The organism is Methylobacterium sp. WL1 (assembly GCF_008000895.1).
Taxonomy (GTDB): domain Bacteria; phylum Pseudomonadota; class Alphaproteobacteria; order Rhizobiales; family Beijerinckiaceae; genus Methylobacterium.
In genome coordinates, this window is the sequence record NZ_CP042823.1 from 2,768,355 (window position 1) to 2,791,816 (window position 23,462).

The 23,462-nt window shown below is 69.8% G+C and carries 37 protein-coding genes and 1 tRNA gene; 15 read left to right on the forward strand and 23 right to left on the reverse strand.

Translation table 11 applies throughout. From position 1 onward, the window contains the following. Positions 1 to 250 precede the first annotated feature (250 nt). The gene (locus FVA80_RS13455; protein ID WP_147907744.1) at positions 251 to 694 is read right to left on the reverse strand and encodes a CHRD domain-containing protein; all 444 of its coding nucleotides are present in this window, start codon (positions 692 to 694) and stop codon (positions 251 to 253) included. A 132-nt stretch (positions 695 to 826) separates the two neighbouring features. Between FVA80_RS13455 and FVA80_RS13460 the strand changes: the two genes are divergently transcribed. The 3 genes from FVA80_RS13460 (at position 827) to FVA80_RS13470 (ending at position 3,393) form a co-directional block, all read left to right on the forward strand. Further along, entirely contained in the window at positions 827 to 2,857 is a 2,031-nt protein-coding gene (locus FVA80_RS13460) for an oligopeptide transporter, OPT family (protein ID WP_147907743.1), read from the forward strand. Positions 2,858 to 2,935: 78 nt separating this feature from the next. Next, positions 2,936 to 3,012: transfer RNA gene (locus FVA80_RS13465), tRNA-Met, on the forward strand. A gap of 165 nt (positions 3,013 to 3,177) precedes the next feature. Further along, a complete protein-coding gene (locus FVA80_RS13470; protein WP_147907742.1) occupies positions 3,178 to 3,393 on the forward strand; it encodes a hypothetical protein in 216 nt (71 codons plus the stop codon). Positions 3,394 to 4,163: 770 nt separating this feature from the next. Here the strand turns inward: FVA80_RS13470 and FVA80_RS13475 are convergent. After that, positions 4,164 to 4,751 carry a hypothetical protein gene (locus FVA80_RS13475; protein WP_147907741.1) on the reverse strand — a complete coding sequence of 196 codons (588 nt, stop codon included), beginning with the start codon at positions 4,749 to 4,751 and terminating at the stop codon, positions 4,164 to 4,166. Beyond that, the gene (locus tag FVA80_RS13480) at positions 4,748 to 5,056 is read right to left on the reverse strand and encodes a hypothetical protein (protein ID WP_147907740.1); all 309 of its coding nucleotides are present in this window, start codon (positions 5,054 to 5,056) and stop codon (positions 4,748 to 4,750) included. The genes FVA80_RS13475 and FVA80_RS13480 overlap by 4 nt, the downstream gene beginning before the upstream one ends. 138 nt (positions 5,057 to 5,194) lie before the next feature. Between FVA80_RS13480 and FVA80_RS13485 the strand changes: the two genes are divergently transcribed. Continuing rightward, positions 5,195 to 6,373, forward strand: a complete 1,179-nt coding sequence (locus tag FVA80_RS13485) for a hypothetical protein (RefSeq protein WP_147907739.1) — start codon at positions 5,195 to 5,197, stop codon at positions 6,371 to 6,373. Here FVA80_RS13485 and FVA80_RS13490 read toward each other — a convergent pair. Genes FVA80_RS13490 through FVA80_RS13500 form a run of 3 tightly spaced genes read right to left on the reverse strand, consistent with a single transcriptional unit; the run spans position 6,370 to position 7,416 of the window. Beyond that, positions 6,370 to 6,603: a hypothetical protein gene (locus tag FVA80_RS13490; protein ID WP_147907738.1), complete on the reverse strand. Its 234-nt coding sequence runs from the start codon at positions 6,601 to 6,603 to the stop codon at positions 6,370 to 6,372. The genes FVA80_RS13485 and FVA80_RS13490 overlap by 4 nt on opposite strands. Before the next feature lie 13 nt (positions 6,604 to 6,616). Then, on the reverse strand, positions 6,617 to 7,018 hold the full coding sequence (locus FVA80_RS13495; protein ID WP_147907737.1) for a hypothetical protein: 402 nt from the start codon (positions 7,016 to 7,018) through the stop codon (positions 6,617 to 6,619). A gap of 2 nt (positions 7,019 to 7,020) precedes the next feature. Then, positions 7,021 to 7,416, reverse strand: a complete 396-nt coding sequence (locus tag FVA80_RS13500; RefSeq protein WP_147907736.1) for a hypothetical protein — start codon at positions 7,414 to 7,416, stop codon at positions 7,021 to 7,023. A 504-nt stretch (positions 7,417 to 7,920) separates the two neighbouring features. Between FVA80_RS13500 and FVA80_RS13505 the strand changes: the two genes are divergently transcribed. From FVA80_RS13505 to FVA80_RS13535, 8 genes are all read left to right on the forward strand, one after another. Beyond that, a complete protein-coding gene (locus tag FVA80_RS13505) occupies positions 7,921 to 8,373 on the forward strand; it encodes a hypothetical protein (protein WP_147907735.1) in 453 nt (150 codons plus the stop codon). Between the two features lie 66 nt (positions 8,374 to 8,439). Continuing rightward, positions 8,440 to 8,991, forward strand: a complete 552-nt coding sequence (locus FVA80_RS13510) for a DUF6011 domain-containing protein (RefSeq protein WP_147907734.1) — start codon at positions 8,440 to 8,442, stop codon at positions 8,989 to 8,991. A 102-nt stretch (positions 8,992 to 9,093) separates the two neighbouring features. After that, positions 9,094 to 9,609, forward strand: coding sequence for a hypothetical protein (locus FVA80_RS13515; RefSeq protein WP_147907733.1), 516 nt, complete (start codon positions 9,094 to 9,096; stop codon positions 9,607 to 9,609). Positions 9,610 to 9,694: 85 nt separating this feature from the next. Next, entirely contained in the window at positions 9,695 to 11,311 is a 1,617-nt protein-coding gene (locus FVA80_RS13520; RefSeq protein WP_147907732.1) for an AAA family ATPase, read from the forward strand. An 11-nt stretch (positions 11,312 to 11,322) separates the two neighbouring features. Next, positions 11,323 to 11,487: a hypothetical protein gene (locus FVA80_RS30525; protein ID WP_187193673.1), complete on the forward strand. Its 165-nt coding sequence runs from the start codon at positions 11,323 to 11,325 to the stop codon at positions 11,485 to 11,487. Next, the gene (locus tag FVA80_RS13525) at positions 11,477 to 11,713 is read left to right on the forward strand and encodes a hypothetical protein (RefSeq protein ID WP_147907731.1); all 237 of its coding nucleotides are present in this window, start codon (positions 11,477 to 11,479) and stop codon (positions 11,711 to 11,713) included. Before FVA80_RS30525 ends, FVA80_RS13525 begins: the two co-directional genes overlap by 11 nt. Then, positions 11,700 to 12,068 (forward strand): hypothetical protein, encoded by a 369-nt coding sequence (locus tag FVA80_RS13530; RefSeq protein WP_147907730.1) that lies wholly within the window; start codon positions 11,700 to 11,702, stop codon positions 12,066 to 12,068. Before FVA80_RS13525 ends, FVA80_RS13530 begins: the two co-directional genes overlap by 14 nt. Beyond that, on the forward strand, positions 12,061 to 12,486 hold the full coding sequence (locus tag FVA80_RS13535) for a hypothetical protein (protein WP_147907729.1): 426 nt from the start codon (positions 12,061 to 12,063) through the stop codon (positions 12,484 to 12,486). Before FVA80_RS13530 ends, FVA80_RS13535 begins: the two co-directional genes overlap by 8 nt. Positions 12,487 to 12,782: 296 nt before the next feature. Here FVA80_RS13535 and FVA80_RS13540 read toward each other — a convergent pair whose 3' ends face one another. The 16 genes from FVA80_RS13540 to FVA80_RS13610 all read right to left on the reverse strand — a co-directional run bounded on the left by FVA80_RS13540 (position 12,783) and on the right by FVA80_RS13610 (position 21,054). Then, positions 12,783 to 13,097, reverse strand: a complete 315-nt coding sequence (locus FVA80_RS13540) for a hypothetical protein (RefSeq protein ID WP_147907728.1) — start codon at positions 13,095 to 13,097, stop codon at positions 12,783 to 12,785. Between the two features lies 1 nt (position 13,098). Further along, positions 13,099 to 13,398 (reverse strand): hypothetical protein, encoded by a 300-nt coding sequence (locus FVA80_RS13545; RefSeq protein ID WP_147907727.1) that lies wholly within the window; start codon positions 13,396 to 13,398, stop codon positions 13,099 to 13,101. Then, entirely contained in the window at positions 13,395 to 13,559 is a 165-nt protein-coding gene (locus FVA80_RS30530) for a hypothetical protein (RefSeq protein ID WP_187193674.1), read from the reverse strand. Before FVA80_RS30530 ends, FVA80_RS13545 begins: the two co-directional genes overlap by 4 nt. Beyond that, positions 13,556 to 13,930, reverse strand: coding sequence for a hypothetical protein (locus FVA80_RS13550; protein WP_147907726.1), 375 nt, complete (start codon positions 13,928 to 13,930; stop codon positions 13,556 to 13,558). The genes FVA80_RS30530 and FVA80_RS13550 overlap by 4 nt, the downstream gene beginning before the upstream one ends. Beyond that, positions 13,927 to 14,406 carry a hypothetical protein gene (locus FVA80_RS13555; protein ID WP_147907725.1) on the reverse strand — a complete coding sequence of 160 codons (480 nt, stop codon included), beginning with the start codon at positions 14,404 to 14,406 and terminating at the stop codon, positions 13,927 to 13,929. The genes FVA80_RS13550 and FVA80_RS13555 overlap by 4 nt, the downstream gene beginning before the upstream one ends. Continuing rightward, positions 14,403 to 14,696 carry a hypothetical protein gene (locus FVA80_RS13560; protein ID WP_147907724.1) on the reverse strand — a complete coding sequence of 98 codons (294 nt, stop codon included), beginning with the start codon at positions 14,694 to 14,696 and terminating at the stop codon, positions 14,403 to 14,405. Before FVA80_RS13560 ends, FVA80_RS13555 begins: the two co-directional genes overlap by 4 nt. Continuing rightward, positions 14,696 to 15,151: a hypothetical protein gene (locus tag FVA80_RS13565; protein ID WP_147907723.1), complete on the reverse strand. Its 456-nt coding sequence runs from the start codon at positions 15,149 to 15,151 to the stop codon at positions 14,696 to 14,698. The genes FVA80_RS13560 and FVA80_RS13565 overlap by 1 nt, the downstream gene beginning before the upstream one ends. Beyond that, a complete protein-coding gene (locus FVA80_RS13570) occupies positions 15,148 to 15,354 on the reverse strand; it encodes a hypothetical protein (protein ID WP_147907722.1) in 207 nt (68 codons plus the stop codon). The genes FVA80_RS13565 and FVA80_RS13570 overlap by 4 nt, the downstream gene beginning before the upstream one ends. Before the next feature lie 2 nt (positions 15,355 to 15,356). Next, entirely contained in the window at positions 15,357 to 15,635 is a 279-nt protein-coding gene (locus FVA80_RS31260) for a glycoside hydrolase family protein (protein ID WP_246692393.1), read from the reverse strand. A 312-nt stretch (positions 15,636 to 15,947) separates the two neighbouring features. Continuing rightward, on the reverse strand, positions 15,948 to 16,481 hold the full coding sequence (locus FVA80_RS13580) for a hypothetical protein (protein WP_147907721.1): 534 nt from the start codon (positions 16,479 to 16,481) through the stop codon (positions 15,948 to 15,950). After that, positions 16,481 to 16,741: a hypothetical protein gene (locus tag FVA80_RS13585; protein WP_147907720.1), complete on the reverse strand. Its 261-nt coding sequence runs from the start codon at positions 16,739 to 16,741 to the stop codon at positions 16,481 to 16,483. The genes FVA80_RS13580 and FVA80_RS13585 overlap by 1 nt, the downstream gene beginning before the upstream one ends. Then, complete coding sequence (locus FVA80_RS13590) at positions 16,741 to 17,154, reverse strand: hypothetical protein (protein WP_147907719.1); 414 nt, start codon at positions 17,152 to 17,154, stop codon at positions 16,741 to 16,743. Before FVA80_RS13590 ends, FVA80_RS13585 begins: the two co-directional genes overlap by 1 nt. Before the next feature lie 68 nt (positions 17,155 to 17,222). Next, the gene (locus FVA80_RS13595) at positions 17,223 to 17,525 is read right to left on the reverse strand and encodes a hypothetical protein (protein WP_147907718.1); all 303 of its coding nucleotides are present in this window, start codon (positions 17,523 to 17,525) and stop codon (positions 17,223 to 17,225) included. Positions 17,526 to 17,726: 201 nt separating this feature from the next. Then, on the reverse strand, positions 17,727 to 18,608 hold the full coding sequence (locus FVA80_RS13600; protein ID WP_147907717.1) for a hypothetical protein: 882 nt from the start codon (positions 18,606 to 18,608) through the stop codon (positions 17,727 to 17,729). 118 nt (positions 18,609 to 18,726) lie between these two features. Continuing rightward, the gene (locus tag FVA80_RS13605; protein ID WP_147907716.1) at positions 18,727 to 19,095 is read right to left on the reverse strand and encodes a hypothetical protein; all 369 of its coding nucleotides are present in this window, start codon (positions 19,093 to 19,095) and stop codon (positions 18,727 to 18,729) included. A 51-nt stretch (positions 19,096 to 19,146) separates the two neighbouring features. Continuing rightward, positions 19,147 to 21,054 (reverse strand): hypothetical protein, encoded by a 1,908-nt coding sequence (locus FVA80_RS13610; protein WP_147907715.1) that lies wholly within the window; start codon positions 21,052 to 21,054, stop codon positions 19,147 to 19,149. Positions 21,055 to 21,428: 374 nt separating this feature from the next. Between FVA80_RS13610 and FVA80_RS13615 the strand changes: the two genes are divergently transcribed. From FVA80_RS13615 to FVA80_RS13625, 3 genes are all read left to right on the forward strand, one after another. Beyond that, positions 21,429 to 21,926, forward strand: coding sequence for a hypothetical protein (locus tag FVA80_RS13615; RefSeq protein ID WP_147907714.1), 498 nt, complete (start codon positions 21,429 to 21,431; stop codon positions 21,924 to 21,926). Between the two features lie 68 nt (positions 21,927 to 21,994). Further along, positions 21,995 to 22,330, forward strand: a complete 336-nt coding sequence (locus FVA80_RS13620) for a hypothetical protein (RefSeq protein WP_147907713.1) — start codon at positions 21,995 to 21,997, stop codon at positions 22,328 to 22,330. Continuing rightward, the gene (locus tag FVA80_RS13625; protein ID WP_147907712.1) at positions 22,324 to 22,716 is read left to right on the forward strand and encodes a hypothetical protein; all 393 of its coding nucleotides are present in this window, start codon (positions 22,324 to 22,326) and stop codon (positions 22,714 to 22,716) included. Before FVA80_RS13620 ends, FVA80_RS13625 begins: the two co-directional genes overlap by 7 nt. Positions 22,717 to 23,000: 284 nt before the next feature. Here FVA80_RS13625 and FVA80_RS13630 read toward each other — a convergent pair whose 3' ends face one another. After that, the gene (locus FVA80_RS13630; RefSeq protein WP_147907711.1) at positions 23,001 to 23,324 is read right to left on the reverse strand and encodes a hypothetical protein; all 324 of its coding nucleotides are present in this window, start codon (positions 23,322 to 23,324) and stop codon (positions 23,001 to 23,003) included. Positions 23,325 to 23,462 lie beyond the last annotated feature (138 nt).

Consider the following 23,462-nt stretch of genomic DNA (forward strand, 5'->3'; position numbering starts at 1 on the left):
CGCGCTGCCGGAGATCGCGTCGCCCGCGTTCGCCATGATCATGGAGCTATGCCGGGCCTGAAGCCTGCCCGACCGCGCGCCCGTCTTTGAGGCCGGGCGGTCTTCGATCGCCCGGCACATGAGAAGGGGACCGCGGCCCAGATCCGCGGCCCAGATCATCGACCGCCGGAGCCGCCGACGGTGTACGATCACACCGTCGCACAGGGTCTGCGCTGCCGCGCGAAGCCGCGTCTCCTGGCGTTTGGGACGTTCAGTGCGCGCGCTCGACCTGCCCCCGGATCTCCCCCTTCGGATTCGCCGCGGTGTGGAGGTTGAAGTAGAGCTTGCCGGCTTCGAGGTCGGCGGCCTTGGAATCGTCGAGGGTGGCCTCGCCGGAGAACGGGCTGCTGGTGGCGGTCACGGGCACCAGGACGCCGGCATTCGCGCCTGCGGCGGCCGGGCCATGGAAATGCGCGGCGGTGACCGGGCCGGTCAAGCCACTGTAGGTCCCGTTCCAGCTCAGGTGCTTGGTGGCCGGATCGTAGGTCGCCGTGATGCTGCCGGTGCCCTTCGAATCGGTCGCCGGCACCTCGCTGCCGCCGTTCAGCGTCGCCGCGTACGGGGTGCCGGCGCCGGCCGCTTGGACCGCGGAGGTCGCCAGCGGCACGGACCATGCGAGGAGGGCGATCAGACCGGTTCTGGACAGGCGTGTCATCGGACGCTCCGCTTCGGCGTGGCCCTCAAGCGGGGCCACGTGTCGCAAGATAAGGGGGCGGCGGCGCCCGGACCATCGGGCTATCGTGAAACCTGGGACAGATGTCCGGCCGCGTGGGCCGATGGGGGCGCGATGGCGGTCACGGACGCGGGCGCCCCGGCGGGCGGGCATGGGCGGGAGATCACGGCCCGCGGGATCGTGCTCGGCGCGCTGATCACGGTCGTCTTCATGGCCGCCAACATCTATCTCGGCCTGAAGACCGGGATGACGTTCTCGTCCTCGATCCCGGCGGCGCTGATCTCGATGGGCGCCCTGCGCCTCGTCGGCGGCGCCGGCATCCTCGAGACCAACATCGTCCAGACCCAGGCCTCGGCGGCCGGCACCCTGTGCAACGTGATCCTGGTTCTTCCGGGCCTCGTCCTGATCGGGCACTGGCACGGCTTCCCGTTCTGGGAGACCAGCCTGGTCTGCCTGATCGGCGGGTGGCTCGGCGTCGCCTTCTCGATTCCCCTGCGCCGGGCGCTGGTCACCGGAAGCGACCTCCCCTACCCCGAGGGTGTCGCCGCCGCCGAAGTGCTGCGCGCCGGCCATGCCGATTCCGAAGGTTCCGCTTCCGATGAGCACGGCCTCACGACCCTGCTGACCGCGGCCGCCGGCTCCGGCCTCGTCGCCTTCGCCACCAGCGGCCTGCGCATCCTGGCCGAGGGCGTGCTCACCGCCTTCAGCCTGGGCGGCGCGGTGTTCAGCATCGGCAGCGGCTTTTCCCTGGCCCTGGTCGGTGTCGGCTACCTCGTCGGGATCGGCGCCTGCCTGGCCCTGCTCACCGGCGTGGTCATTGCCTGGGGCATCATGGTCCCGGTTTTGACCGCCCTGACGCCCCAGCCCGGGCTGGAGCCCGGCGCGGCCGCGCAGGCGATCTGGTCCGGGCAGGTCCGGCTCGTCGGCGCCGGCATCATCGCGGTCGGCGGGTTCTGGACCGTGGCCACGCTGGTCCGGCCGATCGCCCGCAGCATCCGGGTGGGGCTTGCCGCCGGCAACCCGGCGCATTCTGCAGCCCGGCAGGACCGCGACCTGCCGCTGCCGCTGGTGGGCGGCGCCGCGCTGGCCCTGTGCGTGCCGCTCGGCGCGCTGTTCGCCGGCTTCGCGGCCGATCTCGGCATCGCCGGCCCGATGCTCGCCGCCGTGGTGGCGGCCGGGCTGCTGTTCTGCCTCGTGTTCGGCGCCGCCATGGCGGCGGTCTGCGGCTACCTCGCCGGCTTGCTCGGCTCCTCGACAAGCCCGATCTCCGGGATCGGGATCCTCACCGCCATGGTCGGCGCCGCCCTGCTGCCGCTGGTGCTCGGCCCCGCCGGAACCCCGGAGGCCCGGCGCGTCACCGTCGCGCTGGTGCTGCTGGCGGCCTCGGTGATCGTCACCGCGGCGTCGATCGCCAACGACAACCTGCAGGACCTCAAGACCGGCCAGATCGTCGATGCCACGCCGTGGCGTCAGCAGCTGGTACTGATCGTCGGCGTCGCCGTCGGCTCCCTGGTGATCGTGCCGCTGCTGTCGCTGCTCTACGGCGCCTACGGATTCGTCGGCTCGATGCCGCGCCCCGGCATGGACCCGGCGCTGGCGCTCACCGTGCCGCAGGCCGCCCTGGTCACCCAGATCGCGGACGGCATCGTGGCCCGCACCCTGCCCTGGCCGATGCTGCTGATCGGCTGCGGCCTCGGCGCCGTGATGGTCGCCCTCGAAGTCGCGCTCAAGCGCCGGGCGTTCAGCTTCCCGGCGCTCACCGTGGGCATCGGCATGTACCTGCCGCTGTCGGTGGAGATGACCATCGGGCTCGGCGGCCTGCTCGGCTTCCTGTGCGCCCGCGCCCTGCGCCGCCGCGGCGCCGGGCCCGAGGACCTCGAAGCCTCCCGCCGCCGCGGCGTGCTCATCGCCTCCGGATTCCTGGTCGGCGAGAGCTTCGTCGGGATCGGCCTGACGGCCGTCGACGCGGCCTCCGGCCATTCCTCCACCCTAAGTCTCGTCGGCCCGGATTTTGCGCAGGCGGCGACGTATCTGGGCGCCGCGGTGTTCGCCGTCGGACTCTTCGCAACGGCCCGATTCATCCGCGGCCCCGTCGCGGTCTCCTCGCAGCGAAGACCTGTCGGCGCCCCCAATTTCCGCGCATAACACCGTTGACAGCCCGCGCTCGCCCTCCCTATACCCCGGCCGCTGGCCGCGCCGTCCCGTTCGGGACACGCGGCTCGTGGCGGGGTAGCTCAGCTGGTTAGAGCAGAGGAATCATAATCCTCGTGTCGGGGGTTCGAGTCCCTCTCCCGCTACCAAAGAATTCAATACCTTATCCGAAAAGGCCCGGTCAGGACGCCGGGCTTTTGCGTTCCGGGGCGGATCTGGGGCGGCACCTCGGTGCTACCGCCCCGGGGCGGGGACCGGCCGCCGCCCCCGTTCGATACCTGTGGACAGGTCAGCGTCCAAACAGGGCCTCCTTGATGATGCGACCGGCCGACGTCGCCTGGAACGTGATCGGGCCTATCGACCTCCTCGGGGCAGGCGACGGAACCGGAGGCTCCCGGGCCCTGGTGCTGATCGGCAGCTTTACCGACGCGACCCCGGTCATCAGGCGCATGGATACGGGCGGCGCCGGCGATGCGTGCCTTTCCCTGACCTCCTCCAGAACCCGCATCGTTGAAGGGGTGATGTGGTAGGCGACTGGCGATCCGCCTCCGTCGAACTCGATCCCGCTCGTCAGTACGTCGCCGCCTTGGGACGCTAGGTTGATCTGCAGACCATGGTCTATCCACGGCATGCCGAAGTGCATGGCCGCCCATTCGACGACGTCGGGGCGCTCGTGCCTCACCGGAGGGGGGACCGTCGCCGATAATCATCTGCCTTAGGGACCGCGAAACCATCCTGGCCATCGGGTTATCGCGCTCATAGAAAATGATCCGCCCTTCTGCCCGAGACTGGGCCCGTGAGCGCTCCCGTTCCTTGGCTTCCGCCCTCTGCCGGCGCAAACGCTCCTCGTACGGCAGCCGTATGGAATCCGGTGCCTTGTCCGGCCGCCAGGTCATCTCGTCCGCGTCGGTCAGGGCAAACCGCTCGGGGACGGCCAGGGCGCACGCCGCCACTCGGAATGCCTCGACGAGGTGGCGGAGTTGGCGGATCGACCACGCGGCGGGCTGGCTCTTCATCGGGCCTTCGGCCTGCTGGATGCTGCCCTCGTGCCGCATGTAACCGACGTTGACCTCGACGGTCAGGTAGCTGACGCCGTCAGCCTTCCGGAGCGACCAGACCCCGTCCGAGACCATCTCCTCGTCGCCGGCGCTGTCCTCGTGCTCGCCCCGGGCAAGGCAGTTGTCCATGCACTCGCCCTCGCGGCGTAGGGCCTGCTTCTAGACGAGGCGCACCCAATACCCGCCGTTGTCGGCCTCGATGCGGTCGGCGGTGCCCTTCTCGCCGGCGGGCGTGCGGTCGCTTATGGCAGGGGCTCCGGTTTAACGGAGAAGGACACCTCGACGTCACGGGCTTCCTTGGAACCGTAGGTGATCTTGCCGACTGATGCCCGGAGGAAGGGCATCCCCGGGGCGGGAGAGTGGGCGGGCTTGGACGGAGGCGGTGACCACACCGTGCCGAGGTCGCGCCAACTCAACTGATCCTCGGCGCTGATCTCCCGTTCCGCCCCCTCCACCTCGCGTGGCGTCATGATGGCGAGCGTCGGCCTGCCGCCATAGCCGTCGGGTTCCCATGCGAGGGCCGCGGATTCTAGCACCCTGTAGTCGTTCTCGCGGTCGACCTCGCAGGCCCAACTCGTGGTGGTCTCGCGAAGGCGGATGCGACAGACCTCGATGCCGCCGCCGATAGCCTCGACTAACGCGGTCGCCATGCCGGGGGAGACGTCGGCGTGGTAGTAGTCTCCCCCGTCGTTATACGGCAGGTAGGCCACAAGGTCGTACGGGGCCGCCTCTACCGGCTCGATGCCCTCGGATTGGAGCCAAGCCCTCAGGGCGCCGTCGAGACCCGTGAGGTCGACGGCGGCGGGACGTAGGTACAGGGCGCGCTTCACGACTGGGTATCCTCGACCTGCAGGATGGCGGAGATCTCCTCCACAATGCGCCAAGGCCACACCTCGCCAGCAATCTCCCCCAGCCTATCGATGGCGGCCGCGGCGCGCCCGGCCGGGAGCACCCGCTCGATCAGGCGCACGGTGCGGTCGCGGAGGGGCTGCGTGTAGCCGCCGATCTCCTCGATGTTGGCGGGGCTGTCGCCCTCGAAGCCGATGCGTGCCGGCTCCGGGGGCATGCCCTCGCACCACTCGACCCACCAGAACTCGCTGGGCTTGTTCGGCGGCTTGGCCTGGCGGTCGGACATGCGGGTTCCTGCGGGGGCGCTCCCGACCAGTGTATGGAAACCCGTCGATTCGTGGAGAGACCCGTCGCATTTGATCGGATCGCCTTAGGCAAATCCGAAGCTCTCCCAGGCATGGTGCCCCCAATCACGGGGGCAGGCATGATCAGATACGACCTGGAGACGGTGTCCGAGGACGAGATGCGGGAGCACATCGAAAAGGGCGTGAGGACCACTGATACACTCTTCGGAGGCCAGAATTTCCTGGGCGTGATCCTGCAGACTTTTGCTGATGCCGACGTGGTCTACGGGGTCTGGCCTGAGGCCGACCCGGCGGAGCGAAGCGTCCTGGGCCACGCCCTGTCCGTCATCAAGGGCATCCCCTGGCTCGATGCGCAGTACGACCTGCACCGTGGCGGGGATTTCCGGGCCAAGACCTTCACCCTCATGCTCGATGATTTCGAGGACGCTTGCGAGGCGTGCCGGAAATACGGTGACGACAGGGAGGAGTCCGCCCCCCAGGCCCCCGCCTCGGATCGCCCGAGCAGGCCCCGGAGGACGCTGGAGCGTCTGTCGCGGCCGCTCTTGGAGGAGGACCTGCGGTACCATCCCCTGTCCCGTCACGAGAGGCATCCCATCGACGACGAGAAGGAGGCCCTGCTCGTGGCGGCCCGCGCCGAAGTCTCGACCCCCGAGGACCTCCAGCGCCGTGGCGCCGAGATGCAGCGGCTCAAGGCGGCCCTCGACCGCATGATGCTGACGCCGAAGGGCAAGCCTCCCCACAAGAAGGGGAGCCGTTCGCCGGACGACCGCTCGTCGCTCCGGCCGGTCGGCGACTTCGTCTTCGCGGCGTTCACCGGCGAGGAACGTGCCTACCTCGCCGAGCAGATGATCCTCGCGGACGGCGAGAGGGAGGAACTCTCAGGTTGGCACGACAGCCTCGGCAACCACGGGATGAGCGCCAGGAGCCACAGGACGGGCCCTCCGAGCGAGGACGAGATGCGGGATCTCCTAGAGGATCTCGGGGTCTTCCGCACGGACAGGCTATGCACCGCGGGAGAGTGGGGCAGCGTCACCGAGGGCTTGCCCTGCAGCCGGCACCGGCTCGCGGAGCTGTACGGCGAGGTCACGGGCATTTCGGACGAGACGCTTTGGGGCCTGAAGGAATCCGCGGAGGCCCATGACGAGGCCCGCGCCGTCATCGAGGCGATGAACCGGCGCCGGGACGCCCTGATCCGGGAAGGCTGGGACGTGCCCCGGGCGCACGTTGCCTCGGAGCGCTGGTACCCGGCCCCGACCAAGGACACGGACCCGGGCGCCCAGACGTCCTTGCTGCCCTAAAGCGTGATCACCCGGCCGGGGAACGACCTCCTGCAATCGATGGGCTCCCCGGCTTGGGGCTCCTCGCCGAAGGCCTCGATGTGCGCCCACCGATTGACGGCGCGGACCTGATCGGGCGTCAGGGTGGCCGCCTGCACGGCCTGCCACTCGGCGGTCAGAGCCGCGGCGTCCTCGATCAGGGTCAGGGGCGGCGCGTTGGTGAAGGTGCGATCCTTCCAGGGCGTGGTCATGCTCCCCCCTTCCTCAGAACCTGGTGCAATCCGGACCGCCGTGGCCCCAACCGCGCCAGTGGTCGGTGATGGCCTCGGCCTCTTCGTAGAGGTCGTGGCTCTCGCTCCATTCCTCGATGGCGCCTGGAACCTGCAGGGCGGCCAGCACCCGCTCGCCGCGTTCGGTAAGCCAGGCCCCTCCGACGGACCCACCGTGCTCGGTTAGGGCGGCATGGTCGAGCATGTAACGGAGGACGTAGGCGCGGCCATGACCCTCTCCCCAGACCGCTCCCTGCTGGGACTCCTTCTCCCAAGCCGGGTGCGCCTCCAGAGCTCGACGTAGCCAGTCGGCAGCGGCCCATGGTGCTCCGCAACCGCACCAGCCAAGGTGGTGGGAGACGGCCTCGATGACGACGGCGGCTTCACGCTTTTCCATGGTCAGGCCCCCTTGCTGCAGGCGATGCCCGGTACGGCATCGCGGAGGTGGTCCTTCACGCAGCCGAGATCCTCCCTCGTGCCGAAGACCTCGATGGAATGCCCCCCGGGGAAGACGAAGCTGATCCGTTGCTTCGGCTCCTCTCGGACGAACCCGGCGTGGCGGAGCTCCTCCAAAACATCGGTGCTGTCCCATCGCTCCGGGTACTCGACGGTCCGCTCGATCACCGCGTCGATGGCGGCGTGATCGGACAGGGCCCGCAGCGCGGCGATCCGCTCCTCCTCCGCCAGGGCCCGCTCGGCCCTGATGCTGCGGACCGAACCTTCGAAGAAGGCGACCTCACCCTGGCTGAGCGTGGCGACCTTCCGCGCCATGTCGATGATCTCGCCCGTCTCCATGATCCCCCCTCCAGGAATCCGAAGGGGCCCCCTGCACCTGGCCGGGGACCCCTCCAACTCGGCCCGCACACGCAGGCCCCGGCGCCACGCGGCGCATCCTGTGGATGGTATGGAAAACCGTCGATTCGCATAGGAGAGCGCTCTTGACGGGATGGGGATGGGGTGCCTACCTCATCATCGTTCCCCCGGCACTTGGGGGGCAAACCAGACGTGTCGAGCTGCGGTTGCGCGCTCTCGGTTCTCCCCTCCACGAGGGGGCAAACCACCCTTGACCGCATGTGCCGCGGTCAACGCGATTTCCCCTCCACATGGGGGCAAACTGGGCTGTCCCCCTCGCGCTTGGGGCGACCGACACCTCCCCCACACTCCGGGGGGCATACCAAGACAGGCCCTGCCAGTTGGCGGGGCCTTCTTCGTTTCGGGGCTTGCAATTCACTTTGTGTCCACCATAATGGACATTGTCACCGGCACAGGCCGGAGGCGCAGGCCACGAAGGACCGCATCATGGACACCATGCACATCAAGGACGCGCGCCGGCAGTTCGGCGACGAGGTCATGCCGGGGCAGTACGTCGCCTGGCCGCACGAGGCCACCTATGCCCTCGCGCTCGGCAACACCCCCGCCGAGGCCATCGAGAACTCGCTCGCCATCGGGGGCGTCTCCCGCGAGGACATCGGCAGCATCGACCTGATCGTCGACCCGGTCGCCGATGCCGTCGCCAAGGCTGCCGCCGCCAAGACGCTGACCGCGCTGTGGGACGCCGTCGAGGATTACGTGAAGGCCTGCGACGAGTCCCTCATCGACCCCGAACACGGCGGGCTCGACTTCCAGGACCTGCCGACGTTCGGCGGCGAGCACGTCGAGATCAAGCGCGACGACGTGCTGGCGACGTGGTCGTGGGACGAGACGCACGCCCTCGTGCAGACCGACGACGCCTACACCATCGTCCCGCGCTGATCCCGCTTCCTACCGTCTCCCACACGCCCGGCACAGGCCAGGCGCAGGCCATCAGGACCTTTCACAATGACCAGCATCCCCAAGAACGACGCCTGCAGGATCTGCGGCAAGCCCCTCACCGACCCGCTGTCCGTCGCGGTCGGCTTCGGCCCCGTCTGCCGGATCACCGCGAAGATGCGGACCATCGGCGATCGGCAGCAGGACCTCTTCGGCCACGAGCGGGCGACGTACACCCGCGAGACCCGCGGCGACGTCATCCTGATCACCGACCTCAACAAGGGGCGCACCGTCACGAACGATGCCGAGAGCGTCATCGGCGATCTCGTCGAGTGCCTCGGCGATCTCGCCGGCAAGCGCATCGTCTACCGCGACACGTCGGGCGTCTGGGACGAGCTCGTCGTGACCTCCAACCGGTTCACCGGGTTCAGGTCCGTCGGGGTCCGTACCCCGGAGGAGGTTCTGGCGAAGATCGCCCGCGAGGTCGCCCGCGCCCCGGCCCGTTCCTCATCGACCCTGTCCGAGTTCCTCGCCGGCGGCGCGAGCAGCATGGACGAGGTCCTGCAGGTCGACACCGACTGGTCCGGCCGTGTCCTGGAGGTCCGCTTCCCGAACGCCTGACGCCACCTCACCATACCCATTCCATCCAAGGGCGGTCCTCTCCGGGGGCCGCCCTTCCGCACGAATCAAGGGCCCCACGCCATGCGCATCGACCTTCGCCCCATGCCCCAGCCCGTCGACGGCGGGATCGCCGTAGGCACCATCGATGGGCGGCCGCTCACATACTACGCCCGCATCCCCACGGCCGACGGCATCGAGATGACCCATGCCCAGATCGCCGACGCCCTGAAGGAGGCCATCGACGAGGCCTGCGAGGCGCTGTGGGGATCGGAGTGGAGCGGGCCCCTTTCCGTCGCGACCGGCCTCAACCGGCGCTCTTGCTCGAAGGATCGCGTCTGGAAATTCGGGCTGCCGGCGTGGGCGCTGAAGTTCATGGCGGAGGCCTCGTCGCAGCCCTATCCCCGGGCCATCGGCGATTTCCTGTGCGGGATAGCCCGTGTCCACGACGACGACGCGCTCAAGACGGGGACCGTCCGGCCGCGCTCCAATCCGTCTCGTGAGCTCCTGATGGACCAGGTCCAGGGTCGCCTGATCCAAGCCGTCGACCTGCTCTATACGATGCGCAAGGCCCGAGTGCAGGCACAGTCGCGCGGCGGGGATCTCGAAACGAATTCTTAACCCGACGGGCCTACGGTCGGCACCCACTGAGGCGTCAGGTCACTCGACCGGCGCTGCGGATCTCATCTCCCCCGGAGTGACCGACATGAAGAAGTCTCCACGCACAGTGGAGGGCGCCGCGCGCCTGAGCGACCTGCTCCGCGGCCAGCCTCCCCATCGCGCCAGCCACGCCCGCCAGATCCAGTCGACGATCCTGTCGATCTGCCCCGCGATCCTCACAGAGGGCCGCGAGGTCATGCTCGCTCAGTGCGGGGGATCGGCGCCGTTCTACGAGATCGTCCGGGGGCTCTGGAAGGCAGCCAACACCTGCATCAGCGGCACGCCCGACGTGGCCACGGCCGAGATCAGGTTCCGCGACAGCCTGATCGAGGCCGAGGAGGTCCTCGACCGGATCACCCGCGCCCACACCGCCATCGACGCGGATCTGGATCTCGGCCTCGAAGAAGGTCCTGAGCTCGATCTCCTCGACGAGTCCACGATCCTGCTCGCCGACATGGGCGACCAGAGGGCGCGGGAGGCCTTCCCCGACGTGGCGTGGCGCCATGCCCGCCTCCGCCAGCGCGGCGAGGACAACCTGCTCTACTGCGCCGTCGGGGCGAGCCTTTTCATGAAGGAACCCTGGCGCTTCCAGGAGTGGCGCCCGGGCGGCGGCCCGACCCTCTACGTCCGCGAATGCATCGACCTGGGACGCCGGGCCTTCACCGGCACGCTAGCCCCGGCCGAGCCGGCGTGGGCGACCGCGGCGAAGGCCAAGGCAGGCCTCGCCAAGATCGAGGCCGCCAGGATCGACAGCGGCCCGTCGCTGATGATCCTGGCGACGACGGATCACCTGCCCGGGACGGCCAAGTCCGGCGAGGACCGCATCGGCGGCTCGAACTCGACGAGCTCGACGTCGGCCCGGTCCGAGTGGGCACCCTTCGCCGGCCGGCGCTGGCCGCTCATCCGCGTGCCCGACCTCGCCCGGGCGCGGGAGATCCTCGTCGCCGAGTTCCCCTACGCCGCCGACATCGTCGACGCGGTGCTGCGGGACCTCGCCGGGCGGCCGCACGTCCACCTGCGTCCCATCCTGATCGTCGGGCCGCCGGGATCGGGCAAGACCAGGCTGGCCCGCAGGCTGGCCGAGGTCCTCGGGCTGGGATGGCAAATCATCTCCTGCGGCGGCGTCAGCGATTCGTCCCTAAATGGCACATCGCGCCAGTGGGGGACCGGTCGTGCCTGCGTCCCGCTGCAGCTCCTGAAGCGCCTCGGCATGGCGTGCGCGGTCATCGTCCTGGACGAGATCGAGAAGGCTGCATCGGGCAGGCAGAATGGGTCCATGCTCGACGGCCTCCTAACGCTAACGGCCGACCCGCAGAGCTTCTTCGACCCCTACGTGGAGCACCCGGTCGACCTGTCGGGGATCTCGTGGATCGCGACGGCCAACGACCTCTCCGGCCTGCGGAAGGACCATGGCGCGCTGGTCGACCGTTTCCGGACCTTCTCCATGCCGACCCCCCGGCGCGAGGACCTCCCCGTCCTCGTTCGCGGCATCATGGCGGAGATCCGGTCCGAGCGCGGCCTGGACGAGCACTGGCTCCCAGACCTCGACGGAGATGAGGAAGCCCTGATCGAACAGCATTTCGACGGGGGCAGCGTGCGCAAGGTCCGACGGCTTTGCGAGACCATCGTGGCGGGCCGTGAGGCCCTGGCGACCCGGATGTGAGGGAGGCGATCATGGAAAACGAGAACCCCTCCCTGAGCGCCCTGCGCGATCTCCAGTTCCACGTGATGCGCTTGACCATCGGTCGCGAGCTCGACCCGGCCGATGCCTTCGCTGTCGGCGAAGTCATCGCCGAGCGGATCGCCCTCGTCACCGAGGAGGTCTCCGATGCAGCGTGAGACCCTCCCGGCGATCCGGGCCCGCGTCCGAGCCCTCTGGGGCTCGCGCCGGGTCTGCGGGATCGTGGCCCTTGCCTGTGCTTTCCGGATCGACCGGATCGCCACCCTCGCCGCCAAGGGCCGCCTCGGCGACGAGGAGGCCCTCCGGATGGCCCTGGAGACCGAGGCCGTGGCGATGTTGTTCGCGCCCCTCCCGCGGATGGAGCGGTGCGGTGTCTCGCTCTGATCGGGTCCACGTCTACTGGAACCGGACCACGCGGGTCTGGTCCCTGCGCCAGAGCGGCCTCGTGATCGACCGGCGGACGGACCTCGTCCTGCATGGCTGCCGGTTCCACGCCGGCGAATCCGCCCGGCTGCGCGTGATCAGGACCGGCGACCGGGACGTGCATGCTTGGGTCGTCGGGGTCCTCTCCGACGGACCGCGGCCGCCCTCGGCGATCCGGGTCGGCTACCGGCCGACGGAGGCCGGATTCCGGCGCCGCGACACCAACGAAATCGTCACCAGCGCGGTCGTCGTCGGCTTCGAGCCCGACGGCTCGTGCTGGGCCGTCCTCGACAACAAGGAGCCATCCCATGCGTAGCGTCCTCGCTATCCTCACCCTGATGCTGATCACGACCGCCGCGGCCGCCGAGGTGCTGCATCCCCTGGAGAGCGAGGGGTTCTCGTTCGCCCTGACGGTGCCGGCGGGCCCGGGGCGGGAGCGCTTCGGCTACGTCGATGCCGTCCCCGGCACGGCGGCTACATGGGTCGTCACGGTCCGGTGCGGCGTCCATCAGGTCGGCACCGGGCGCGTCCTCACCGAGGTCGTCGGGCACGGGACGGGATCGCGGGGGGTATCCCCGTGGTTCGGCGGATCGTACGAGCTCGCCGACGGGCGGAAGGGCGCGTACATCATCCTGCAGGACCGGTCGGCGCCGGACGCCCTCGACCTGCATTCCGAGTGGACCGGTCCCGAGTGCCCCCGCAACGGGACCGGGCAGCTATCCTCGGGCGACTGATCCGGGGTGGCATGACGTCGGCATGCGGCGTGCCACGGTGTGCGCACGTGTGTGCAACGGGCAAGGCGCAACCCGAAAAAGCGGGAAAACGCGGTTTTCACCAACTATTTTCGGGGTCGCCCGGAGGGGACATCTAGGCGGCCCGGGCGGGGGTGGCCATGCCGGCGGTCGGGTGCCCCTGAAAAGCTAAGGGCCTGTGCCACCAACGGAAACAGGCGCCGGGTATAGCAACGGCGGCTTGACTACGTTTTTGTTGCGTGGCGTTTTCAGACCTCGGCGACCTGACGGCAGTCCCTTCAGGCCCGGGCTCGCTTCATCAGGTAGGCCGGTCCCGCGCCCCACCGCTCCCTGCAGATCGCGGGCCCGTCGGACCCCTCGTAATCGAGCAGGCGCTGGATCTGGGCGCGGGCTGGCTGGGGCCGCAGCTTGTCGTCCCAGGACAGGTTCCAGGGCTCGCTCTCCCCTCGGGCGATCCGCACCCGGGACAGGCGCTGGCTCACCAGGGACGGGGTGACGCCCTTCAGCCGGGCGTAGGCGATGAGGGAACCGGCGGCCGCGATGCCGGCCTCGATCTCCTCGTCCACGAGGGTGCGCGTCTTCCGGTAGGCCACGTCATGCCGTCCCGCGGGTGACCGTGGCAGCGGTCAGCCCCAGCGCGGCCGCGGCGACTGGCACCGGCAGGACCGCCATCGAGATCTCGGCGCCGTCCCAGCGGATGTTCACCAGGTTGTGGGACCCGTTGGTCCGGACGGATGATCGGACGCGTCCCGCCGCGCGGCGCCCCTCGTTCGCCAGTTGCCTCAGGCGGTCCGGGGACATCCAGCCCCAGCGCTCGACGGCGAACGACCAGCCGCCCGAATCCACCAGGTCGGCGACCTTGGCGGCCGACGGCGTGACGTGCAGGTCGCTCACCGGTCCCGCCTGTAGGGTGCGTACGTCAGCCGGTGCGAGATCTTGGCGAGGGCCAGCTTCCAGTCGTCCTCGCGGTACCGGAGCGCCGGGCCCTTCGTCGGGGACATGCTCTTGAGCAGGGCGATCTCGGCCCGGAGGAGGGAGCGCTCGGAGGTGGTCATGCGGCGTACTCCGGGCCGAAGCCCCTGAGCTCGCGGAACCGACGGATGAAGGCTGCGAGCTCGCGCGCCTTGTCCCCGATGAGTTGGAAGGCCGGCGCCCCGTCGCAGACCCGGTCCCCGTCGACCGGGATCAAGGCGATGCCGCGGTCCCCGGCGACATGGACGAACCGGGTCGCCCCGGCAACCGGCAGGCCCTCGAATTCCAGCCAGGCCGCCACCGCGGGCCCGACGGCGGCCGGGACCTCGCCGACAAAGGCATGCCCCGGGAGGGGAGCCCGGAGGACCGCGATGGTCTCCGGGACGGTCCGGCACGCCGCGGCGGCCGGCGTCGCCAGCATCAGGGCGAGGACGGCGGCCGCGGCGCGGGTCATGACCGCTTGCTCCAGGCGGGGACGTAGACGGTCCCGTTGAGGCGCTCGACCTCCTTGGAGATCCGGGCCTCGAACCTCTCGATCCGGGTCCTGATCAGGTCGTTGTCGCGCTCGCCCTGACGGACGAGGCCCTGCACCTCGGCGCGGGGCACGACGGCCTGGCGGAGGGCGGCGATCTCGCTGGCCAGCGCCTCCTGGCGCTGGGTGATCGGCTCGCGCCACTGCGACCCGAGGTAGACCATCCCCGTCATCGCGACGCTGGCGATGGCCACGATTAAGGTCCAGTTCGTCTGCCCCTTCTTGGCCAGCGCGTCGAAGAACGCGGTGTGGTTCGCATCCATCTTGTCGGCGATGCCCCGGACGGCTCCGACCAGGTCGCGGACGTCCTGCCCCAGGGCGGCGAGGCCGGCCTCGGTGCGGGCGATGCGGATCTCGTGATCCGACGAGGGGGGCGCGGGGGCAGGTCCGGAACTCATGACGTCGGTCTCCCGAACGCCGCGCGGACGTCCTTCATCCAGTTGAGGGCACGCTCGCCGCAGTTGGCCTTGGCCCGGTCGAGCAGTTTCGCGTCGGCCATGATCCGGACCGCCTCGCGCCGGCCGAAGGCCAGCGATGGGATCTCCGGGAAGGCCTTGGAAAAGCAGGCCGCCAGGTCGTCGGGGATCGGCGGCAGGGCGGCCCGGGCCGAGACGTCGAGCTCGCCGCGGCCGCAGGCCCCGAGGGCGAGGCAGGCGACCAGCGCGAGGGTGGCGAGGGGACCGCGCATCACAGGTCCCTCAAGCGGCGGGCGTCGTCGTCGGTCGCGCAGGCGCCGTCGGGCGTCCGGGCGAGGTGGCGCTGCAGGTCCCGAAACCGGGACGCGGAGGCCTTCGCCGCGACGTCGGCCTTGTCGGCCCGGACCCTGTCGGCGGCCGAGATCTTCGCGGCGGCCGCGGCCTGGCGGTTGGCTTCCTCCAGGTTGCGCGCGGCCTGCAGGGCGAACACCTCATGGGCCCCGCGGGCCTGCCCGGCCTGGAACAGCGCGGCGCCGGCGATCAGCAGGATGCCCGCCCCGATCAGGGGACGGCGCATCCATGCCGGCAGGTAGGCGGTGGTGAGGAGCCCGAGTAGGATCAGGCCGATCCCGCCGATGCCGGTCAGGGCCGCGGCGAGCGAGAACGCGGCCCAGCCGTTCGCGATGAGGCCCCCGAAATTCGAGAGGTGGGTGGCGATCTGGGTCACCGGCGGCCCCTCCGCTTCGGCTTCGCGGCCGGGACGTGGATCGCCCGGATGGCGGCCTCGAACTGCGGATCGGACGCGGTGAGCTCGACCCGGGCGTCACCGATCAGCGCCTGCAGGACCTCCGGCATGCGGTCGCCGTCGGCGCGCATGCACATGGGCCCGGCGAGAGCGGCCGCGATGACGAGGGGGGCGAGCGCGCACATGCTCAGATCCCCTTGAGGCAGAGGGCGCGCTCGGCCTGGCGACGCTTGACCAGCCCGGCGAGGACGCGGCCCTTGGCCTTGTCGTAGAGGAGGAAGGCGTTGCAGGCGGCGCGGCGGTCGCCGGCGTTGTAGAGGCGCACGACGCTCGACTTGCAGAGCCCGCTGGTGCCGATGTTGTAGGAGAGGCTCAGCGCGGCCGCGTAGAAGTCGTCCGCCATCGGCCGGGTGATGCAGCGCTCGATGGCCGGGGCGAAGTCGTTGCCGAGACGCTCGACCAGCATGGCCTGGCACTGGGCCAGGGTGAACGTCTGCCCCCTTGCGGACGCCCTTGGTCTCCCCGATGCAGACCGTGGGGATTCCCACGCTGTCCCGGTAGGCCGTGGTCCGGACGCCCTCGAACTGGGTGATCACCCCGATGGACAGGGTCGCCACCGCGGACCCGACGATGAACCGCTTCGACACCTTGCGACCGCTGGGGGCCGCTGCGACGATGGCCGGGCGCATGGGGACGGTGGCGGCCGCCGTCGGACGGGCGGTCGCGATCATCACCGCGGCGGTGGGGCGGCGCAGGGCGCTGAGGAATCCAGCGAGCATCAGGCGTCTCCGGCTGGGGCGGCCGCGGTCGGGGTGGTGACACCCTGCTGGGCGACGCAGCGGGCGACCATCGCGGCGACGGCCAGGCCCATGTTCGAGAGGCTGAGGGTCGTCGGGGTCACGAGCTCGGAGCCCGAGAAGAAGCTGACGCTGGCCTGCGCGGCATCGAGCACCGTCGCCAGCAGCAGGAACTTGATCGACCACGCCCGCTGCAGGACGGCTTCGAGGTTGTGAACCGGGCGCAGGTTCTTGAGGGCGGTGAGCATCAGTGTTTCCCCTCGGGGGGCGTCGGCGAAGTTGGCTGGCCAGGCCATCGCGACGCGGGCGACGTCCTCATTCGAGAGGTCGGTCCACTCCGCGGCGATGCGTCGGGCATGGCGCTGGCGACCGAGGCGAAGGTCGAGGGATTCCTGCTCGGTTAGGGACCGGCGCAGGACCGACGGCGCCCGGGCGGGACGCGGCGCGGCCAGGGCGAGCGCCCCGGCAACGACGTTGAGGCTGATCAGGCGGACGGCGTCGCGGGACCACGACATCAATCCACCTCGCGCTGATGTTGGATTGTCAGGTCCCGCAGCCGGTCCCGGGCGGCCCGGCGCAGCCGCAGGTGCGCGGCTTGGTAGGCCTCGGTGCCCCAGCCGGCGTAGGTCTCCCGGACCTCGGCGACGGTGACGAAGCGGGAGATCCGCTCGCCCTCGATGCGGGGCACGCGGATCGCGACGGAGATCTCGTGGCCGCCGGACACGGCCCGTACCGTCTCGTCCCCGATTGAGGACAATGCGAAGTCGAGGGGCATCAGGCGGCCCTCCGGGCGGTCCGCGTCCGCTGGCCGTATCGGGCGATCAGCGCGGCCTCGGCGCGGTCGTTGTCCTTGACCCGCTTGAAGGTCGTGGCGGCGTGGGCCGGCCAGAGCGACCGGGCGGCGGCGAGCGAGGTGGCCTTGTCGGCTGTGACGCCTGTGGCCTTCTTCCAGTCCGTCGGGTCGACGTAGGTGAAGGGGATGCCGAGGACCTGCAGGACGGACCGGGGGACGCCTGCGTTCATGCCGAAGTTGAACCGGCCGGAGATGCCCATGGCCCAGCCCTTAATCCGGGTGATCTGGCCGACCTTCTCGACGGTGGCACGCTCGATGCCGAGATCGCGCCAGCGGGCGATCAGCGCCGCGGCGTCGACGATGCCGTCGGCGTCGATGGGCAGGTGCTCGGCCATGACGAGGGAGCCCCTCGCATCGAGGAGGGCTCAAGCGCCGCTGCCGCCGGGGTCAACGCCGAGGTGCATCAGTGCACCCGTGCCGGGAGGGTGGGGGCGGGAGCGCCGGACAGGGCGTTCCACGGACAGACGCCGAGGCCCGCGCAGGAGGCGAAGAATTGCTTCTCGCCGATCCGCTCGGCCCGCTCCGGGCGGCCGCTGCGGATGTCGGCCACGTCCCAGCGAAGCTGCCCGGCGTTCTTCGGATCGTCCCCGAGGGCGAGGCGGATCTCGTCGGTCGAGAGGCGGCACACCGCGGGTCGGAGGTGGGCCGCGAGGCGACGGCGCGCCTCAAGGCTGAACTCGGGCAGGCGCCGATGACCCTCGGTCATCCGGGGTCGGGGGGGGCGTCAATAACGCTCGGGGCGAGTGAAGGTTCCATCGTCCAGAATGCCTGGAGCCCGGATCCGTCTACGGGAGAAGGTTACGAAAACACGCGCACGATCACGAACGCGTCAGTTTGGTTCAAAAACACCGGCAACCGAGGGGCTTGGCAGTATCGGCGAAGCCGTCCTTCGGGTCTCCCCGGGGCCCTACCGACGGCGCGCCTTCGCCAGCGCGTGATCGAGCTTGTCGATGATTTCCTCCTCCAGGTACTTGGGCATCTTGGCCGCCGCGGCCTGGAAGGCTTCCTCCCAGGAGGGAGTTAGCACCGGCTTATAGGTCGCGTCCGGCTGGGTGGGGAACAGCAGCCGGGGGGTGTCGAGGTTGACGACCCTCGACACCGTGACTTGGCGCCCGCCGGCCGCGGTGAACCGGGTCTTCGGGGCGTCGGCTTGCGCATCCGGACGCTGTCCCGGATGCGCTCGCTGGTCTGCATCGCCAGGCCCCGCGGGGGGGCGGGCATGCACGCCGACGCCCAGCTTCGCCGGATCGGACGCGCCCTTGCGAATCTCGAACACCCCCCACCGGCCACCGTCGCCCCGGCTGTAGTTCCGGGCCATCGCACGCCCGATCAGGCGCATGTCGCTGGCCTTGTAGTTGCCCTTGGCGTTGGGCTTAATCCCCTGCGTCCGGAGGCCGGCCTCGTTGGGCAAGTAGATCTGCCTCTCGTTCGGGAAGTACCCCTTGATGCCGACGTCGCTGGCTGGGCGCTTCTCCTCCCCGAGGGCGTACTTGAGCCACGTCGTCTGGAGCGGCATCACGAACGCCGCCGACACGATCTTGTCGAGGCTGGCGACGTTGTTCAGGGCGGTCTTGTCGAGCTCGTAACGGACGGCCTTGAGGGTGAACGGGGTGGCATGCCGCAGCTCCGCCGGCATGGTTCGCCGGAAGGTGTTCACCCCCTCGATGACGACGCGGTTCAGGTTGAACTGGATCGCGCGGGCGAACTTCTTGGGCCCGAACTCCTCGAAGGCCGCCCGGGACGCCTCGATGGCGCCGTTGATGTTGAGGTTGACCTTCAGGCCCGTCACGTCGTCACCCCATGAAAATGGCCCCGGCGGCTGAGCCGGCACGGGGCCTCAGGTGGTCAAGTTGCGGATCGGGAGATCCCACGATTCGGATCATACCATGATGGAATCGGCGACTCGGTCAGGGCCCGCGGGCGACCTCGGATACGGAGCCGTTGAGGCGGGCCGCGATCAGGCGGGCGCCGGTCTCCCAGTCGCCGCCGGCATCGCGGAATGCCCTGGCGGCCTCCCTGATGATCGTGCGCATCTTGACGCCGGCGGCGGTGACGGGGACCTCGCCCTTGTCCTGGCCCACGGTTCCCCGGGCGAATGACGCGGCAAGTCCGGCGACGATGGCAGCGTCCACGGCGATGGCCTGGCGCTGCTCCTCGCGCCACCGGCGGGCCCGGTCCGCCGCCTTGTCTCGGGCGACCCGATCCGATCGCGAGAGGTGCGTCTGGGGCGTGGGGAATGCCAGGTCGTCGGAGGGGACGGAGAGGTGCGTGCTCATGGGGGAAATTGTGCCACCCGTGCTAGAAAGGTACCAGCCGGGCGGGTGGCATCATCGGGCTGGCATCAGCGGAATGGCGGGATAGCGAGCCTGGATCTCGGCCGGGGTTCCGTCCTCCAGGCGCGCGCACCAGATCATGAACGCGCTCATCGCGGCCCAGCACGTGCCGGTCCAATCGAACCAGAGACCTTTGACGAAGCGGGGGCCGTCATCGTCCTCGTCATCGGAAACGTCGACGCCCGCCTCGACCAGAGCCAAGGCGGGCGTCGTGTCCTGAGACGTGAGGTGCACGCTGCGAACGGCGTCATCATACGCGCGGGCCCGGGGAGCCACAACAGCCTTGGGCTCGGCATCGAAGCGGGCGACCCGAGTTTCGGCTTCCGAAAACCCTTTCGGTTCGACCGGGTCTATGGTCGCGGGGATCTTGGCCTTCCGCGGACGCCCGGGCTTCGCGACGGCCTTCGTCTTGCCGATGGCGGCCACGGCACGGGCCTCGCGCATCGCCTTCTCGACGTAGCTAATCGAACGATTCGCCTCGAAGGCGATGACGTCGACCTTGGTCCCGGCAGCCTTCCGCTCCAGCGCGGTGACGCCGAAGGCGAGGCGCTCGGCCTGGACGCCGGACCGGTCCTTGGCACCGGCATCCCGGCGGCGCGCGGCGGACCTGGTGGCCTCGCGGGCGATCTTCAGTGCCTCGGGCACCAGGACGCGCAGGTCGAGGGCCTTGGCCTCCTCGACGGTGACGCCGAGCAGGTCCACGAGCATGGCGGGGTTCGTCCGGTAGCGCGGGTCGACGGACCGCTTCTTGTAGCTGGCGGTCTCGCCCCTCGCCGCGCGCCGGGCCTTCGAGATAACGGAGCCCATCATGGTGAGGGCACGCTTCACCGAGAGTCCGCAGAGGGGGGAGAGGCGCTTGATCTCTTCCTTGAGGGCGTCGGGCTCCATCACCCAGGCGGCCGCGGTCGAGAGGATGAAGAGCCATTGATCGCGCTCACCCTTCTCGACCGGGTGGCCTTCGAACCGTGCCTCGAACAGGTTGTAGAGATCCCTGACGACGGCCTTGCAGTAGGTCGCGTACGTGAGCTTGACCCGGTTCGGGGCGGCGACGCCGTTGGCCCTACGGGCGCGGGCCTTCTCGGCCTTCACGACCTGCTCGGCCTCCTTGACCTTGCGGTACTCGCGGACCTGGGCGGGCGTGTAGAGCAGGATCTCGTGACGGAGGGTCTCGAAGTCCCAGCGGGCGATCTGGTCGACGAACTCGGGCCACAGCATCCTGACGTCAAGGCCGCTGTTCTTCGTCCCAGCGACGCGGAAGTTGGCCGTGGGCGGCATCGCTAGCAGGTCGCGGCCCATGTCCACGAAGGCGTCGTTCACCCTCTTCTGCATCGCTTGCCAGACCGGCAGGTAGGACGGCGTGCGACGGTCGTGGAGCCAGCACACGAGCAGGCCCTTGCCCGAGCACATGATGTAGGACGGGTAGGGCAGGTTGCGGTCCCGGAGGCGCTCCAGGACGAGGTCGACCATGGTCTCGGGGGTCTGGTTCCGGTAGGCGCAGCCCTTCTTGTAGAAGTCGAGGTCGACCGTGACGCACTGCAGGGCGGCGAGGTTCCAGAGCGCCTTGCACGGGGCCGTGCGGTAGTCCCGGACTGGCTTGCCGTCCTTGCGCGGCCTAGGCGTCCGGAAGGCCTGCATGGTGACGTACTTGGGCCGGAGATTCCGGACGGTCTCCTCGATCTCGGACCCGATGGCGCCGGCCGAGCGTGTCCGAGGCTCCTTCTTCCCGTCGATCCACACCTGATCCGTGTAGGTCATGACCGCGACGCTGCGGCTGTCCTCGGGGTGGATCAGGGAGACGTAGCGGTGCCCGTGAAGGATATCGACGGGAAGACGGACACCGGCCGGAACGGGGGCGGCATCGCCCAGGGAGCCCTCTGGGGGCATCGTCTCGATGGACAGCACGTTCGCAGCTTTCCTGTCTCTGCGACGGCCTGCGAGGCACCTCTACCCGCTGGTCGCCGAATTCGGTCTGACGACAGGATGCCCCCCCCGCCACGCCCGGCACAATGCCGGTAAACGCCTCCGATGCGAGATACCCAACCCATAGAGGGGGAAGACCCTACCTCTTGGGGTGTCTACGACATGCTATAGTCCCGGTCGAACTGAAAGGACGGACGAAACCCGGACCGAATCGTCGATCCATGGCCGTCGAGGTCGCCCCCAAGGACCGGTCATCCCAACCCGTCCCCGCTCCCCTTTCAACGCGACCGGGACTATAGCATGTCATAGACACGACCTAGGGAGGGGTACCCGGACGGTGGTGCCCGGATGATGCCGTGACGGACCCCGAGACGACCGAGACGCCGGCACCGCCCGTGACCGGCATGGACCTGATCCGGCTGCGCCAGCGCCTGCTCGCGGAGATACAGGCCGGCTGGTACGGGGGCCGCCCTGCCGTGTCGCCCCACGGCCGCCGGATCTACGCCCACGGGCAGGTCCAGCACTTGACGATGCACAAGGAGCCCCGCCGGCCCCCACCCCCGCATGAGGAGGGGCGCGCCTACCTCCGGCACGTGCTCACCGTCTGGCGGACGACCTACGCCCCCGTCTCGATCCAGGACGATGCCGATGGTGGCCCCATCCGCCGGGCCCTCGTGGCCGCCGGCATGGCGCTGGCCGGTCCCGGCGTCGACGGCCAGGAGCGGGCCGACACGCTCGTCAGGATCGCGACGATGTGGTCGCACAGGCAGATCGACAGGGCCATCGCCGACCTCGCCCTGAGCCCGGTGATGCCGTGGGACATCCGCAAGACCGGGGGGCCCGGACCGGACTGATCGCACCGGCGCCGGTCTCGAATCGTCCGGTTCGCGGTACGCTGCCTGATCGGGGATCGGGGGCGGACATGGGCACGACGACGAGGCACGCGCGCGGGGCCGAGGACGCCATCGACACTTCGTGGGGCGAGAGGCCGGGATACGTCCCGACCTCGGCCGAGATCCTGGGATGGCTGGCCGCAACTGACATGGTGGTGGTTTCCCAGCGTCGCCTGCGCTGGTTCATCGACAAACTGACCGATCACCGGAACAGCGAGGCCGAGCGCCTCGCCATCGTGGCCCATCACCCCTTCTGGGATTCCTACCGGGAGCCGGATGAGGGCCGCGAGGCGGGGGCTTTGGCGGTCCCGGAATTGGGACGCGACGGGACGGCCTCGGGCATCGAGGGAACCGGCTCATGCTGATCGAGCGGGCACAGGCATGGTGGGCATCGAGGGCCGAGGCCGAGGCCGAGGTGGACTGTGACGTGACGGCAGGATGCCCGGTCCCAACGCTGGGCATGCCGGACGAGTACCGCATCCTCGTCCGCCAGCGGGGCGTCGCCGAGCGGACGCTGGCATCGGTCGCCCATGCCATCGAGGGCCATCCGGTCTCGGCCCCGGCGGACGTGCACCCCCTCATCCACTCGGCCGCGCTGCGGGGCATGGAGGGCATCAGGGACGACTTGCGCGTGCGCCTCCACCAGATCGACAGCGAGATCCATGCGATGCTCGCCACGGCCCTGTGGGAAGGCCTGGGCATCGGGACGATCCGGGACGCGGGACGGGTCAGCCCGTGCACCGGTCGGTGAGCGTCATCAGCCGGCGCACCATCCGCTCCTGGCTCGCGCCCCGGCCGTCGCACCAGCCGTCGACCGCGACACGCGAAGCGCATCCGTGGCCCGGTCGCGACCGCCCCGGATTCGGGTCCATTCCTTGAGGACTGGTGAATTGCGACATGACGGCCTCCTGGGTGAGGCGGCCTGTCGCGTTCACGCGATGGCCCGGCCTCGGGGAGTGGATCGAAAGGGTGAGGGTCGGTCGGATGCGGGCGAAGGTTTTCGCGGCGGCATCGCGAGTCGCGCGTGACGATGAGTCATGCTGATCGGTCGCTCGGATCGGAGGGGTCGTGCCGTCGGCGCAGTCCCCAGGGCGTGACGCGAACGCCGGATGCGTCCGGTGCGGCACGCATCGTGGGCACCGCCGCCTGAAGCTCGGCTTCCTCAAGCGCGGACCGGCCCAGGGTAACGAGGACGGCCTGGATCGCGCGGGTGAACGCGCCCTCGCCCAGCGCCCGCATCTGGAACAGGCGCCGGATCACCTCGCCGAACTGGGTGTCGGCCGTGACGACCTGCGGCGCGTCCTGGAAAGGCGCGTAGGGGGCCGGGTGTCGATGGGAGGTATTCGAAGGGTCTGACATGACGTTCGCCTCGTGACGGAGGCGGGCGGGCGCGGTGGCGCCGGTCAGGCCTCGTCGACGGAGAAGGGGAGAAGCGAAGGGCCGCCCGCGAAGGGGGCGCACGTCACGGATATGAGGAGGCGGCTGGCGTACATGAAC